Origin of the sequence: Plantactinospora sp. WMMC1484 (genome assembly GCF_049315195.1) — a bacterium.
In the GTDB taxonomy this organism is placed as follows: Bacteria; Actinomycetota; Actinomycetes; order Mycobacteriales; family Micromonosporaceae; genus Plantactinospora.
In genome coordinates this window covers 2,697,153-2,710,890 of record NZ_CP186055.1, presented here as the reverse complement: position 1 = coordinate 2,710,890, position 13,738 = coordinate 2,697,153, and the positions used below count along the sequence as shown (strand labels likewise).

Below are 13,738 nucleotides of genomic sequence, written 5' to 3'. Positions count from 1 at the left end.
CTGGACGAACCCGCCGCCGAGATCAGGAGGGATCGTCCGCCGGCCCCGGCGGCACGTCGCCCTCGGCGTCCGTGCCCGGCCGGGCGGAACCGTTGGCGCCGCCCGGTTGGCCGTTCCGCCGGGTACGACCGGCGGCCCGGGCAGCCGCCTCACCCGCCGCGTTCATCCACGAGCGGGCCCGGCCGGCACCGCCGCCCACCCACTCGCCGACGTCACTGGCGCCGTCACCGAGCCGGCGCAGCAGACCGACCAGCGGGTCCTGGGAGCGTCCGAAGGCTTCCCGGTACGACTCCGCCGCCGCCTTGATCTCGGCGGAGACCGAGGTGAGGCCGTCGTCCTCCCGACGGGGATAGTCGCCGCCGACCAGGCGGGCGTACTCGCCGGAGTCGACCCACCTGCGCAGGTCGGCGGCGCGGGCCACCGGCACGGGATGGGTACTCCAGGCGGTCATCCTGATCTTGTGCAGGCTGTCGCGCAGGTCGCCGCCGCCGTCGTACTCGGCGGCCTGCTCCACGAAGGCGGCCGTGTCGATCTGGCTCAGGTCACCGCCGCCGGCCAGCTTCATCAGCACCCGCACCGCCGCCGCCGGATCCTGGCTGGCGAGCAATCCGGCCCGGTCGCCGGAGAGTTCCGCCTTGCGCCACCACTCGAGCATCGCGGCGATGATCGCCCGGAGTGCGAGGGCGCCGACCGGCAACCAGCTCAGGTTGGCCGCCCACCGGGTCAGGATGCTCAGGATGGTCTTGTAGACGGCGTGCCCGCTGCCCACGTGCCCCAGCTCGTGCCCGAGCAGGAAGCGGAGTTCGTCGTCGTCGAGCTGGCTGACGCAGGCCGAGCTGATCACGACGAACGGCCGGTCGAGGCCGATCGCCTCACCCGTCAGCCAGGGTGACTGGGTCACGAAGAGTTCGGGCAGCTCGGCGACGTCCAACGCCGCACCCGCCTCGGCGTAGAGCCGGTAGACCCTGGGGTACTGCCGGTGGTCGACCCGGATGGCGGCGGCCAGGTAGGAGAGGCGGAAGCCACGCTCGTTCCACATCCCGAAGAACGCCTTGACCACGTCGTCGAAACCGCGCAACTCACGCAGGGCGGTCAGCGCGCCGCGATCCGCGGGATGCTCCCAGGCACGTGAGCTGATTCCGGTGAGTACCACCCGCCGTCGCGCCGGAGTGCCACTCGTACCGCCGGTCGTCATGGTGTGCCCTCCGCCCGCGCTGCGTTGGCCTGTCCTGCCGATCGTGCCGCAGTGGCTCGGATACGTCCATAAGCAGACCAGGGTCAGTCGGTCACCGGATCCGGACGAAGGCGGTGCCGTCCGGGTCGGGGACGGCGGCACCGTCCACCACACGTTCGGCCCGCTCGGCAGTGCGGTCGGCCGCGAAATGCGCCCGCTCGCCGCGCCGCCAGATCTCGAGCTGGGGCAGCAGCGCCGCCCCGTCGCGGGCCAGGGTACGCGCCCGGCACAGCTCCGCCGGTGCGCTCACGAAGACACCGAGGGTCAGTTCGGCGGCGACGACCGAGCGGGCGCTGGAGACACCCTCAAGGACCAGCACCGGTGCGGGTGGTACGACGATCCAGTCGTCGCCGAATTGGCCGCGGTTCCAGTCGTACCGGCGGTAGCGGCCGGGCAGCCCGGCGCGGAGCGGGGCGAGGACCCACTCGTCGAGCCGGTGCCAGAAGGCGAACTGGTCCGCCCAGCCGTCGAGCAGGTCGTCGGTGTTCACCACCAGCGCCTCCGGCTCGCCCCGCGCGGCGCCGGGCGGAGCGGTCCCGGGCGGGGCGGCGCCGGGCGGAGCGGTCCCGGGCGGAGCGGTCCCGGGCGGGGCGGCGAGTGCGGCTTCCAGTGCGGCCGCCAGCCGGCCGGCGAAGAGGGTCTTGCCTGCCCCGCTCGGCCCGTCGACCGCGACCAGACGGGTCCGGCCCAGCCGGGCCGGCCGGCGCAGGACCTCTGCCGCCAACTCGGCGTACGACTCGACGACGGGCCGCATTCGGCAGACCCTACCCCTCCGCTGACCTGCTACGGCGACAACGATCCAATGCCAGAGCACGATCAGGGCGCGGCGGCGCTGCTCGCACGCGCCCGCGCCGGACTACGGCGCCTGACACCTCTGGAGACCCGGCCGACGTCCGGGGTGACCCGGCCGGGGTAGTGGGCGATCCGGCCGAGGCAGGAGGATGATCCGGCCGAGGCAGGAGGATGATCCGGCCGAGGCAGGAGGATGATCCGGCCGACGTGAAAGGGTTACGGCCACGGCCACGGCCGTCGGCGGGCGGCGGGCGGGGTCCCCGCCGCCGACCTGCTGCCGGAGCGCGGCAACGACCCGGCTCGGGCTATGCGTGCCGGGGCGCCCCGGGCGGGACGAAGGGCAGCGCCTGCGGTGGGCCGTGCTCGATGAGCCGCCACAGGGCGGTGGTGTCGAGGTGCTCCTCCACCAGGTCGCCGAGGATGTCCAGGGTGCGTTCCCGGGCCGCGGCGAACGAGGTGTCCGGGGCGACCTGGAAGCCGTGCCGGCCGGCCAGCCGGGCGACCTCGGTGAGAAACCTGCGGCGGAACTCGTCCGAGGTGAAGGCGCCGTGCCAGTGCGTGCCGAGGACGTGGCCGAGCGCCGCACCCTCCGCCGCGTCACCGGAGTGCCGGATCAGCGGGTGGAGAGCGGGATCCCGCTCGGAGACGTACCCGTGATGGATCTCGTATCCATGGACCGGAATCGATCCGAATGCGGTGCCCGTCGAGCGGGTGACGGTCTTGGCCACGCCGAAGGTGATCCCGATCGGCAGCAGGTGGAGACCGGGCACGAGGCCACGCCCGCTCTCCACCTCGTCGTGGATGCTCCGGGCGAGCATCTGGAAGCCGCCGCAGATGCCGAGCAGCGGCCGTCCGGCGGCCGCATGCGCGAGCACCGTGTCGGCCAGCCCGGTGCGGCGCAGCCACTCCAGGTCCGCCACGGTCGACTTGGTGCCGGGCAGTACGACGAGGTCGGCGGCGGCGACCTCGGCCGGCTCGACGGTAAGCCGAACCCGTACCCCCGGCTCGGTCGCCAGCGCCTCCACGTCCGTGGCGTTGGAGATCCGGGGTAGCCGGATCACCGCCACGTCCAGCCATTCGCCGCCCCTGGGGGGCGCCGGGCGCCCGAGCACCTGTCCGTACGCGAGCGAGTCCTCTGCGTCCAGCCAGAGGTCGACGTGCCAGGGCAGCACCCCGTACGTCGGCCGCCCGGTGAGCCGGGTCAGCATGTCGAGGCCGGGTTGGAGCAGGTCGAGGTCGCCCCGGAACTTGTTGACGACGAAGCCGGCCACGAGTTCCTGGTCGGCGGCCTCCAACAGGGCCACGGTGCCGAACATCGCGGCGAAGACACCGCCCCGGTCGATGTCGCCGACCACGATCGCCGGCAGGCGGGCGTGTCGGGCCAGCCCCATGTTGGCGTAGTCCGTGTCCCGGAGGTTGATCTCGGTCGGACTGCCTGCCCCCTCGCAGAGCACGACGTCGTATTCGGCGCGAAGCTCGGCGAGCGCCTCGAATGCGGCCGTGGCCAGCCGGGGGCGGAGCGACCGGAAGTTGCCGGCGGTGACGGTGTCGACCGCCCGGCCGAGCAGTACCACCTGGCTGGACCGGTCACTTCCCGGCTTGAGGAGCACAGGATTGAAACGCAGGTCCGGCGGGATGCCGCAGGCCGCCGCCTGCATGGCCTGGGCCCGCCCGATCTCGCCGCCCCGCCCGTCCGGCCCGATCACCACCGCCGAATTGTTGGACATGTTCTGTGCCTTGAACGGTGCCACCCGGACGCCCTGCCTGCGCAGCCACCGGCAGATGCCGGCGGTGAGAACGCTCTTCCCGGCATCCGAGGTGGTCCCGGCGACCAACAGCCCTCCACCTGCTCCGCTGCGCGGGCGAGCCGAACCCGTCGCGCTCCCGGCGGCCGTCGGCCCCGCCGCACCCGCCGGGTTACGGGAGCCCATCCGGTTCTCCGGCTTCACCGAAGCCGTCGAACTGACGCGCGGGCTGTCTCGGAAATCACACACCGCCGCCCCCGAGATGGTGTACCGATCCCTGGCAGCTCACCCGCGAGTCGGCGGGTCACCGCCCGCCGTGGTCGGCCGGTGGCCGCGTACGCCACCGCGATGCCGAGTGCGGCGAGCCCGACCGCACCGGAGAGCCGGGCCGCCCGGTCGATGTGCCGCGCTTCCGGGCGAGGGCCATCACCGAGGAACGGCCGGACCTCCGCCCGTCCGAAGTAGACGTTCCGTCCGCCGAGTCGCACGCCCAGTGCTCCCGCCATCGCCGCCTCGCACTGACCCGCGTTGGGGCTGGGATGGTCCGCCCGGTCCCGCCGCCAGATCCGCCAGGCCCGGCTCCGGTCGCCCCGGACCAGCGGCGCGGCGGCGATGGTGAGCAGTCCGGTCAGCCGGGAGGGCACCAGGTTCAGCAGATCGTCCAGGCGGGCGGCGGCGGTACCGAACCGGACGTACCGGTCCGACCGGTGCCCGACCATCGCATCCAGGGTGTTGGCCGCACGGTAGCCGAGGAGACCGGGCAGCCCTCCGCCCACCGCGCCCCAGATCAGCGGCGCGACCACTGCGTCGGAGGTGTTCTCCGCGACCGACTCGACGGTGGCCCGGGCCAGCTCGGACTCGTCCAGCGCCGACGGATCGCGCCCGCAGAGGTGCCCGAGCCGGTGCCGCGCCGCCGGTAGGTCCGCCCGGCGGAGAGCCGCGCTCATGGTCGTGGCCTCCCGGCGCAGCGTCCGCCCGCCGAGCACCGTCCAGGTCGCCGCCGCGACCAGCGCCGCGCGGGCCAGCGGCCGACGCCGGGTCGCCACCGTGGCCACCACGCCGAGGGCCACCGGAACGCCGACCGCCAGCGCCGCGAACCCCGCACCGGCCGTACGCCGTGGCTGGTACAGCCGCCGTTCCAGCGCGCCCGCCGCCTGGCCGAACCCGGCGACCGGATGCCACCGCCGAGGGTCACCGAGAATGGCGTCCAGGGCGTACCCGGCCGCCAACCCTGCGGCGTTCGCCGCGCCGCTGTCCAGCCACCCGGTCACCCCGGCCCGACGGCCGGCCGCCCGTGCGGAGCCGCCCCTGCGGAACAAGCCGCCTCCCGGCGCACCACCACTGGTGGAGGCGCTGCCGCTCACGGACGTGCTGCCGCTGCCGGACGTGCTGCCGCTGCCGGACGTGCTGCCGTCTCCCGCCGCGACGCCGGGTCTGGACGCGCTGTCGACTGGCCACACGGCGATCACCTCCCCAGACCCGGAGAGCCTAGCCCGCCCGTCTCGGCCACCCTCAGCACCTCGCTGACCAGCCCGGCACCGCCGTGTCGGATCGAGCGGTGCCGACGCGTACGGCGATCGGGCCCGGTCACCGGATAGGGTCGCGGCGGACCCGCGACAGCGGGCGTACGCAGCCGGGGCGGCACCGCACGAGGCGGACACTCCGGCACAATGTGACCGACGGAGGCGTAAGTGCTGGTCATCGATGCGCCCATCGAGGAGGTCCGATGACCAGTGTGACGCCCGCCGCCGACGCACTCCCCGACCCGCTCCCGGACACCGATCGGACCACGGAGGCTGGCCGGACCACGGAGTCCGGCGGGGCCGGCCGAGATGGCGGGGCCGGCCGGGGCGGCGGGGCCACCGCGCTGAACCGCCTGCCGTCCCTGACCGGACTGCGGTGGATAGCCGCGATGCTGGTCTTCGGCTTTCACGTCGGGACGATGCAGATCGTCGCCGAGCCCGAATACCGGGCGGTGGTCGACTGGGTCTTCACGTTGGGCCTTTCGGGGGTGCAGTTCTTCTTCATCCTCAGCGGGTTCGTGCTGGTCTGGTCCGCGCGACCAGGCGACAGCAAGCGGGCGTTCTGGCGGCGGCGAGCCGCCAAGATCTATCCGAACCACCTGGTCACCTGGGCCGTGGTCATCGCGCTCGCGCTCTACTGGGCCGATCCGGTCAACCTGAAGGCCGCGCTGGCCAACCTCGTCCTGGTGCAGGCCTGGATCCCCGTCGACGGCTACTTCTACAGCATCAACAACGTCAGTTGGTCGCTCGCCTGCGAGATGTTCTTCTATCTCTCGCTTCCGTTCGCGCTTCCCCTGCTCCGGCGGATGCGGGCGTGGCAGCTCTACGCCGTCGTCGTCGCCATGCCGCTGCTGATCCTGGCGATGTGGCCTGCCCAGCAACTCCTTCCGGAGACGGTCCGCTGGTGGTTCACGCAGATCTTTCCGGTCGTACGTTCCTTCGAGTTCTGGATTGGCGTCGCCGCCGCCGAGCTCATGTTGCGCGGGAAGTGGCGGGGTCCCGGTCTGCTGCTCTCCACCGGTCTCTTCGTCGCGCTCTGGGTGGCGTGCATGGAGTGGATCCGGGCCGAGCTCTGGACCACCGTGCTGGCCGTCGGCTACGTACTCGTGATCGCGAGCGCGGCCCGGGCCGACGTCACCGGCCGCTGGTCGCCGTGGCGCTCGCGATCCCTGGTCTGGCTCGGTGAGGTATCGTTCGCGTTCTATATGGTCCATGTCTTCCTGATCAAGGCCATCTTCCGGTTCAGCGGGCACACCGGTGGGTTCTCCGGCTGGTGGGGCCCGGCCGTCGCTATCGCCCTCCTGCTGGTCAGCCTCGTCGCCGCCTGGCTGCTCTTCCGGTTTGTCGAGACGCCGATGATGCGTCTCCTCGGTCCTCGGCGCCGCCGCCGAAGCGCACCGCCGCCGCCTGCTCTGGTACGACAACGACAGCCCGAGAGGGCGACCCGATCGGTGCCCGCGCCGCGCCGCGCGCCGTCGACTCCCGACGCTGCTGCCGACTCGTCGGCCACACCTCCGCCGGCCACACCACGAGGAGGCGACGGATCCGAACCGGGGCGCCCGACGGCCGAACGGGTGAGGTAAACGCCGCCCGCCTCACCCACCCCGCCGGCCTGCCGCCTGTCCCGTGCCAGGACAGACGGCGGCACGGTGCCGGCTCGACGGTGTGGGTGGGGAGGTCGGCCGGTGCCATAACCGACCTCCCCACCCCTCGGTCGGCCCGGACAGCGGTGGGGAGGCGACCACCGGTCTCGCCAGGCGACCTCGTCAGGCGGCCTCGTCAAGCGGCCTCGTCAGGCGGCCTCGTCAAGCGGCCTCGTCAAGCGGCCTCGTCAAGCGGCCTCGTCAGGCGACGTCGATCGAGCGCCCCGCCCGGTGGGAGCCGTGCCCGACCTCCGGGTCGTCGCCCGGCCCGGCGCTCGATCCGTCACCCGGGGCGGCCTCCTCGTCATCCGGCAGCCGGTCGAGTTCGATCCGGTCGCCGAAGGGATCGGCCGGCAGACCCGCCGCGTCGAAGCCCTGGCCCGGCGGCACGGGCAGGCCACCGTATTCGCCGTCGTCGTCGAACGGGCGCTCGTCGGGCAGTGCCGGCGCTTCCTCGCGCGACACCGACTCGGTGGTCTCGCCGTGCACCCGGGCCTCTGCCTCGGCCTCCTCCATCGAGGATGTCGCCGTGGACGGCCGGTTGCGGGCGAAGCGTCCCCGACCCCGGGACAGGTCGTGGCCGACGGCCACCGCCTCCAACTCGTACATCGTGCGGTGGTTACCGGCGTCGTCGGTCCAGTCGCGGGTGTAGAGGCGACCGACCAGGACGACCGGATCGCCGACCATCACCGACGAGGCCACTCCCTCGGCCAGCTTCCGCCAGCAGTTCACCCTGACGCGCAGGCTGTTGCCGTCGACCCACCGCCCGCTCTCCCGGTCGAGGCGACGGGCGGTCGAGGCCACCTTGAAGTTGGCCACGAGGGCGCCACTCTGGGTGGTACGCCGCCACTCCGGCGCGGTCAGTACATTACCGATGATCGTTACGTAGGTGTCGAACATCGCCCCTCCACAGGGATCCGGTTGTTCCCGTCCAAGCCGACTCGTCCGACAGCGTCCCGCCGGGAGACGGACGGCCGCCGGCGCCGCCGGGCCGGCTGTGGACAACCGGGTGCCCTGTGGAAAAAGCCCTGATCAAGGCGTCATCTGCTATGGCGGGGTAGCGTCGGCAGGGTGGAACCGGACCTGCTCGGAGCTGCGTACCAGCGGCAGACGATCGAGCTCGGCCGCGACGACGAGGGACCGGTGGTCGCCACGCTCGTCCGGCGCCGGGCCGACCAGCCGACCGATCGGGCCGTGCTCTACGTGCACGGCTTTGCCGACTACTTCTTCCAGACCCACCTGGCCGACTTCTTCGTCGCGCACGGCTGGCACTTCTATGCGCTCGACCTGCGCAAGCACGGGCGCAGCCTGCTGCCGCACCAGACGCCGAACTTCTGCACCGACGTGACCGACTACTTCCCCGAGCTCGATGCGGCGGCCGAGATCATCCGGAACGTGGACGGCAACCGGACACTACTGGTCAACGGGCACTCGGCGGGCGGGCTGATCACCGCGCTCTGGACGCACGCCCGCCGCTCCGCCGGCATCGTCGACGGGCTCTTCCTGAACAGCCCGTTCTTCGACCTCAACATGCCGTGGCTGGTCCGCCGGCCGGTTCTGGCGACGCTCGCCCGGGTCGGCCACCGGATGCCGTACCGCACCGTCCCCCGCCGGCTCTCCGCCGTGTACGGCCACAGCCTGCACGCCGAGCACCGGGGCGAGTGGCGCTACGACCTCGCCTGGAAGCCCTTTGCCGGCTTTCCGATCCGGATCGGCTGGCTCGGGGCGATCCGGCGGGCACAGCGGCAACTCCGGACTGGACTGGAGATCCCGGTCCCGATCCTGGTGAGCATCTCGGACCGCACCTTCCAGGGACGTACCTGGCACGACTCCGCGACGCTGTCGGACGCCGTACTCGACGTCGAACACATCGCCCGGTGGGCGCCGAAGCTGGGCCGACACGTGACGCTGATCCGGTACGACGGTGCCCTGCACGACGTGACGCTCTCCGGACCGACCGTCCGGCAACAGGTCTTCACCGATTTGGACCGTTGGGCCGTGGCCTACGTCGTTTCGACCGGCGCGCCGGCGGCCGCTCCGGCCAGTCCGTCGTCCCGCCGTCACCCGACCGCTGCCGGGGCACGCGGTACTGGCCCGGCTCCGGTCCCGCTCCCGTGCGCCACCGGCCGGGCCCGGACTCAGGCTCCTCCTCCGGCTCCGGCTCCGGGCGGAGCTCACCCTGCCACCGAGCCGTCGTCGGCGCCGGCTGCGCGCGACGCGCACCCCCTCGCCACCGGCCCGGCTCGGGCTCAGGTCCCGCACCCCGCCGCCGATCCGGCTCAGGTGCCGGCTCCGGCTCCGGTGCCGCGCTCCGCCACCGCCCCGGGGGCTCCCGGAACCGCTCCGGCTCCTCCCGCCCGCTCTCCCGAACCCGGTCGACGTCCGGCCGACGGCTGCGGTCCCGTGCCGGCGGATCTTCCCAGCGCTCCGGCTCGGAAGGCTCCGGCTCCACCCAGCGATCCGGCTGCGGTTCGGAATCCGGCGCCGTCCCGTACGCGGACCAACCGCCCTGCCGCCACACCAACAGTTCCCGACTGAGCAAATTCTGGTCACCGGCGAAGAAGATCCGGTCCACAGCTCGCCGTACCTTCTCCATGCCCGGCCGCGACGCCGTACCCGTGACGAGCACCACGTCCCGGGCCGGCACGCCGACGACCAGCTCGCCCGGCACGGACCGTTCCAGGTCCTCCCACACCTCGGCGGCGAGCAGGACCGTGGACTCGAGTCCTCCGAAGGAGAGCATCGGTGCGGGCGGCTGCCCCTCGATCCGCAACCTGGGCAGGAGCCGGTAGAGGTTGTCGACGGCCACCTGCCGCAGCTCCGCCTGGCTGATCTCCAGGTCGTCCAGGTCGTCCCAGGTGACGAGACGTTGACCGTACGGCGGCCCGAACGAGTAGCCGACGTCGAGTTCCTGGGTGAACTCTTCGAGCAGGTGGTCCTCGCCGTACCTGGTGTCGTCGACCGACACCAGGAGCGGCAAAAACATTGTGCTCGTCAACTGCACGCTTCGAAACCTAGTATGTGCAGGCCAGATCGTCACGTCCTCGGCCGGCCGTTGTCCTGGCAGCGGTACCCTGCTGGGGCACGCCGACCAGGCTCGCGCCCGTAGCTCAGCGGATAGAGCAGCTGCCTTCTAAGCAGTTGGTCGCAGGTTCGAATCCTGCCGGGCGCACACCGCGGATGAGCAGGTAGCCGACCATCCAGAACTCGCCGACGGACGCGGGATACGCAAGTGCCTCGGCCACGACCTGCGCGTCGGGGACGAGGTATCTGATGAACGCGCTGAGTACGTACCCGCCACCGCCGCCGACGAGGATCCAGCCCAGGACGCGGGGCATCCAGCCCGAGCGCAGCACGCACCAACCCATGGGGATGAGCCAGAGGCCGAAGAACAGTGCTCCCGTGCCCCACAGGTTGTCGCTCACCAGGTACAGAATCTGGACGTTGGCCGCCGCGTCGCCGACCGGGTCGGCCGACACCCCGACCGCCGTGGCCAGCAATGCCGAGCTCACGAGGCCCGCGATCGCGTTGACCAGGCCGAAGGCGGCGATCCCGCTCGCGGCAAAGGAGTCCACGGTGCGGAACAGGCGATAGAACCAGACGGCGGCGAGGGTCTGGGTGAGGACCATGCCCAACTCCAGGGCGACGCCGGCTCGGGCGAGCGCTTCGTGCGTGACCAGGTTGGCCAGCGTGGCGTCGGGGTCGTCGGCTACGAAGAGTTGCGGACGGACGATCAGGAACCCGAGTACGCCGGTGATGGCGACGCCGAGGTAGAACAGGCCGGTCATCCGGGCGGTACGTGTCAGCGCATGCATCGTGGCTCCTCTTCGATCCGGGCAGAGCGTTGCGGGATTTCCATGGGTGTTCCACAGGCTTCGGGTGCGCAGGACCGGTCGGCGAGGCCGGGACCCGCTCCCATGTATAGAAAACTTGACATGCCGAAGGTAAAGCAGTCTCGACATCGTGTCAATAATCCTTAACACAACCTCGGCGTTGATCAGCAGAATCCTCCCGGCTGCCACCGTGGTGCTGTGCTTCGCGGCGAGTTCTGGTCAACGACCCTGATGCTGTGGGCCGAGGTCTGCCACGCGCTCGCCCTGCAGGCCGGGTCGGCCTGCACGTCATGTACCGCGAGTTCTGACCCGGCCGGGCGAGTTGACCGGGCGACGGGGCCCCGGGACAGTGGTCCGATGGCGGGCAGAGCCGACGAGGTGCGCGACGGAGTCTCGCTGACCAACCTCGACCAGCCCCTCTTCGACGGGGCGGACGCGACAAAGCGCGACCTGGTGGACTACCTCGACGAGGTGCGCGATCCGCTCATCCGCCAGGTGCGGGACCGGCCGCTCTCGGTGATCCGGGTGCTTCGGGGCCAGCCGCCCTTCATGCAGAAGAACGTCCCCCGCTACACCCCGGAGTGGGTGCCGACCGTCTCGCTCTGGGCGGAGGCGTCGAGACGCCAGGTGTCGTACGCACTCTGCAACGACCGGCGCACCCTGCTCTGGTTCGGCAACCAGCGGGCCGTCGAATACCATCCGACGCTGGCCACGGCGCTGCGTTCCGACCGCCCCACGCATCTGATACTCGACCTCGATCCGCCGGCCCCGGACACCTTTCCACTGGTCGTGAGCGCTGCCCAGCTCGTCCGGCAGGCGCTCGCCGATGCGGGGTTGACCGGAGCGGTGAAGACCAGCGGGGCGAAGGGCGTGCACGTCTTCGTGCCCGTCGACCCGGGCACACCGGTCGAGGACGTTGCCGCGGCGACCCGGGCGCTTGCCGCGCGGGCCGAGCGGCTCGATTCCGCGCTGGCAACCACCGCCTTCATCCGGGAGGACCGGGGCGGCCGGGTCTTCCTCGACTCGACCCGGGCCGGCGGCGCGACGGTGGTCTCGGCGTACAGTCCACGGCTCCGGCCGGGCGTGCCGGTGTCGTTTCCGGTGGCCTGGGAGGAGCTGGACGGGGTCGTCCCGGCGGATTTCACCCTGCGCACCGTGCCCGCCCTGCTGGCCGGCGGGGATCCGTGGACCGAGCGGATGCCCACGCCGCAGCGGCTCCCCGCCGATCTCGTCGCGGAGGGGCACACCATCCCGATCGCCAGGGTGCAGGCGATGCACGAGGGCAAGCGCCGCGCACGTGCCCGCCGGGCCGCCCAGGCGACCGGTGCCTCCGAGGGCGCCACCGACTGACGGGGCCGGCGGGTTGCCGGCGGAGTCTCCCCCGCCGACAACCCGCTCCTCCCTCGCGCGGCCCATCGCTGTCGCGATCACGAGGAGGTCATCTTTGGTACGGAGGGGCTCAGCTGAGCGCGCACTCCGTGCCGTTGAGGCTCACCGTGGCCGGCTTGCCGGTGTTGCCGGTGTGGCTGGCCTGGAAGCCGATCCCGACCGAGGCGTTCGGCCCGATCGTGCCGTTGTAGCTGGCGTTGCGGGCGGTCACCGCGCCGCTGCTCGGGCTGTAGGAGGCGTTCCACCCCGAGACGATGGTCTGCCCGGCGGGCAGGGTGAAGGAGAGGCTCCAGCCGTTGATGGCGGTGCTCCCCCGGTTGGTGATGGTGATCGCGGTGGTGAGCCCGCTGTTCCAGGCGTTCACCGAGTAGGTGACCGCGCAGCCGCCGCCCGGTGGCTGGGTCGGTGGCTGCGTCGGGGGCGGGGTCGGCGGTGGAGTCGTGGTCGGCGGCGGAGTCGTGGTCGGCACGGCGGTCGGCGGGGTGGTCGGCGTGCCGGTGGGCGGGGCGCTCCCGTCCAGCCCGAAGAAGCGGATCGCCTCGGCCGCGTTGACCGGAAGGTTGTGCGGTACGCCCTGCATGCTGATCGCCTCGACCGGCGCCATCGGGCCACTCCCGCCGTAGCGGGTACGGGTGTAGCCGGACTGCGGTGTGTCGGTGTAGGTCGGCGTCTGGCTCAGCCCGTGCACGTTGGTCCACTGCTTGATCTCTTCGCCGAAGTTCGGATAGCGCAGTGTCTCGTCGTTCGTGCCGTGCCAGAGCTGCATCCGGGGTCGCGGGCCGGTGTAGCCGGGGTACGCGTTCCGGACCAGGTCACCCCATTGCTGCGCGGTCCGGATGATCTGTCCGTTGGCGCACTCGCTGTTCCAGGTGGAGCCGCCGGTGGTGGCGAAGCAACTGTGCGGCACACCGGCGAACGCGGCTCCGGCGGCGAAGACGTCCGGATAGTTGCCGAGCAGGACGTTTGTCATCATGGCGCCGGACGAGACACCGGTCACGAAGACCTGGCCGGTGCTGTAGCGCTGCTGCACGTACCGGACCATCGACATGATCGAGACCGGGTCGCTGCCGCCGTCGCGGCGCAGCGCCTGGGACGAGTAGACGTCGAAGCACTGGCCGCTGCGGGTCGCCGAGGGGTAGATGACGATGTAGCCGTACCGGTCCGCCAGCGAGGCGAACTGGGTGCCGGAATAGAACGCGGGGCCGGTGCCGGTGCAGTAGTGCACCGCGACCAGGATCGCCGGACGCGCCGCCAGCCGGTCGGGCACGTAGAGGTGCATCCGCAGGTTGCTGGGGTTGGTGCCGAAGCTGGTCACCTCGGTCAGCGACGCCGCCGAGGCCGGCGTGGCCAGGGAGAGGCTCACCAGGCCCGCCGCCAGCACCACCGCGCTTCCCGCGATCGCGAGTGCGCGTACGAGTCGTCCCATCCTGATCCTCTCTCCCACCGGGCCGGTGTGACCGCGGTCGGGCGGTCCGGGGCGCCGTCCTGGCTACTGAAACATCCCAAAGTATTGATGTAAATGTTTCACTGCACAAGATATAGACGTGCATGAGTTTCAGGCGGCGACGTGCCGTCGGGT

8 protein-coding genes, 1 tRNA gene and 2 pseudogenes are annotated in these 13,738 nt (G+C 71.8%); 4 read left to right on the top strand and 7 right to left on the bottom strand.

Going from position 1 to position 13,738, the window contains the following annotated elements:
* Positions 1-22: 22 nt before the first annotated feature.
* The 4 genes from ACN28C_RS12015 to ACN28C_RS12000 form a co-directional block, all read right to left on the bottom strand.
* Positions 23-1,195 (bottom strand): M48 family metallopeptidase, encoded by a 1,173-nt coding sequence (locus ACN28C_RS12015; protein WP_422773565.1) that lies wholly within the window; start codon positions 1,193-1,195, stop codon positions 23-25.
* A 91-nt stretch (positions 1,196-1,286) separates the two neighbouring features.
* Positions 1,287-1,988, bottom strand: coding sequence for a uridine kinase family protein (locus ACN28C_RS12010; protein WP_422773564.1), 702 nt, complete (start codon positions 1,986-1,988; stop codon positions 1,287-1,289).
* Positions 1,989-2,331: 343 nt separating this feature from the next.
* Positions 2,332-3,861, bottom strand: coding sequence for a cobyric acid synthase (locus ACN28C_RS12005; RefSeq protein ID WP_422773563.1), 1,530 nt, complete (start codon positions 3,859-3,861; stop codon positions 2,332-2,334).
* Positions 3,862-3,971: 110 nt separating this feature from the next.
* Complete coding sequence (locus ACN28C_RS12000; protein WP_422774631.1) at positions 3,972-5,030, bottom strand: cobalamin biosynthesis protein; 1,059 nt, start codon at positions 5,028-5,030, stop codon at positions 3,972-3,974.
* 467 nt (positions 5,031-5,497) lie between these two features.
* Between ACN28C_RS12000 and ACN28C_RS11995 the strand changes: the two genes are divergently transcribed.
* Positions 5,498-6,877 carry an acyltransferase family protein gene (locus tag ACN28C_RS11995; protein ID WP_422773562.1) on the top strand — a complete coding sequence of 460 codons (1,380 nt, stop codon included), beginning with the start codon at positions 5,498-5,500 and terminating at the stop codon, positions 6,875-6,877.
* A 261-nt stretch (positions 6,878-7,138) separates the two neighbouring features.
* Here the strand turns inward: ACN28C_RS11995 and ssb are convergent, their stop codons facing one another.
* Entirely contained in the window at positions 7,139-7,837 is a 699-nt protein-coding gene (gene ssb / locus ACN28C_RS11990; protein WP_422773561.1) for a single-stranded DNA-binding protein, read from the bottom strand.
* A 171-nt stretch (positions 7,838-8,008) separates the two neighbouring features.
* On the opposite strand from ssb, the pseudogene ACN28C_RS11985 reads away from it, so the two are divergent.
* Both ACN28C_RS11985 and ACN28C_RS11980 read left to right on the top strand, forming a co-directional pair.
* Positions 8,009-9,034 (top strand): annotated as a pseudogene (locus ACN28C_RS11985) (alpha/beta hydrolase); the annotation flags it as partial.
* A 1,002-nt stretch (positions 9,035-10,036) separates the two neighbouring features.
* Positions 10,037-10,109, top strand: a tRNA-Arg gene (locus ACN28C_RS11980).
* Positions 10,110-10,122: 13 nt separating this feature from the next.
* Here the strand turns inward: ACN28C_RS11980 and ACN28C_RS11975 are convergent.
* Positions 10,123-10,725 (bottom strand): annotated as a pseudogene (locus ACN28C_RS11975) (DUF4386 domain-containing protein); the annotation flags it as partial.
* A gap of 402 nt (positions 10,726-11,127) precedes the next feature.
* On the opposite strand from ACN28C_RS11975, the gene ACN28C_RS11970 reads away from it, so the two are divergent.
* Positions 11,128-12,120 carry a DNA polymerase domain-containing protein gene (locus tag ACN28C_RS11970; RefSeq protein WP_422773560.1) on the top strand — a complete coding sequence of 331 codons (993 nt, stop codon included), beginning with the start codon at positions 11,128-11,130 and terminating at the stop codon, positions 12,118-12,120.
* 109 nt (positions 12,121-12,229) lie between these two features.
* Here ACN28C_RS11970 and ACN28C_RS11965 read toward each other — a convergent pair whose 3' ends face one another.
* A complete protein-coding gene (locus ACN28C_RS11965) occupies positions 12,230-13,585 on the bottom strand; it encodes a PHB depolymerase family esterase (protein WP_422773559.1) in 1,356 nt (451 codons plus the stop codon).
* Positions 13,586-13,738: the final 153 nt, after the last annotated feature.

Coding starts and splice junctions, on each gene's coding strand:
- ACN28C_RS12015 (WP_422773565.1), bottom strand. CDS start 1,195: ATGACGACCGGCGGTACGAGTGGCACTCCGGCGCGACGGCGGGTGGTA.
- ACN28C_RS12010 (WP_422773564.1), bottom strand. CDS start 1,988: ATGCGGCCCGTCGTCGAGTCGTACGCCGAGTTGGCGGCAGAGGTCCTG.
- ACN28C_RS11995 (WP_422773562.1), top strand. CDS start 5,498: ATGACCAGTGTGACGCCCGCCGCCGACGCACTCCCCGACCCGCTCCCG.
- ssb (WP_422773561.1), bottom strand. CDS start 7,837: ATGTTCGACACCTACGTAACGATCATCGGTAATGTACTGACCGCGCCG.
- ACN28C_RS11970 (WP_422773560.1), top strand. CDS start 11,128: ATGGCGGGCAGAGCCGACGAGGTGCGCGACGGAGTCTCGCTGACCAAC.
- ACN28C_RS11965 (WP_422773559.1), bottom strand. CDS start 13,585: ATGGGACGACTCGTACGCGCACTCGCGATCGCGGGAAGCGCGGTGGTG.